An 860-nucleotide genomic window follows, 5' to 3' on the forward strand; every position below is an offset into this window, starting at 1 on the left:
TTATCGAACGCGTCTGAAGCGGAAACGCAAGTGGAGCTGGGTCTGAACTTAGGTGACACCGAAGTTGGAGACTTAGGTACCTTAGAATACAACACCGGAAGTGGCTGGGTGATAGTGCCAAACGATGGCGTAGTCACGGTGCCAGCGGGGCAAACCGAGTTTGATGTGCGCATTGCTTCTGTTGATGACGCTGTTTATGAAGGCCCTGAAGATTTCAGTGTGACGGTGACTGGCATTGGTGCAGTGCAAGGTAGCGATACCGGTACGGCGACGATTGTGGATGACGGCAGTGGTCCGGGCCCTGATCCGGATGATGACCGCCCGAATGTGACTATTACCGACGCTGGCACCATCAATGAGGGGGATACAGCCAACTTCAAAGTGACGTTGTCGAACGCCTCTGAGTCCACTGTTCAAGTCGAGCTAGGCCTGAACTTAGGTGACACCGAAGTTGGAGACTTAGGCACCTTAGAATACAACACGGGAAGTGGTTGGGTTGCAGTGCCAAACGATGGGGTAGTAACGGTGCCAGCGGGGCAAACTGAGTTTGATGTGCGCATTGCTTCTATTGATGACGCGGTGTACGAAGGCCCTGAAGATTTCAGTGTGACGGTGACTGGCATTGGCGCAGTGCAAGGCAGCGATACGGGGACGGCAACGATAGTGGATGACGGTACGGGTCCAGGTCCTGATCCGGATGATGACCGTCCAAGCGTGACTATTACCGATGCTGGCACCATCAATGAGGGTGAGACAGCCAATTTCAAAGTGACGCTGTCGAACGCCTCCGAGTCCACTGTTCAAGTCGAGCTAGGCCTGAACTTAGGTGACACCGAAGTTGGAGACTTAGGCACCTTAGA

General features: G+C 53.8%; 1 protein-coding gene. It reads left to right on the plus strand.

Annotated features, from left to right (window positions below; genetic code table 11):
• Nucleotides 1–860 (plus strand): Calx-beta domain-containing protein (locus tag R7093_RS24615; protein WP_318146938.1); only part of this gene is annotated, 860 nt, incomplete at both ends.

The organism is Vibrio sp. 1580 (assembly GCF_033340055.1).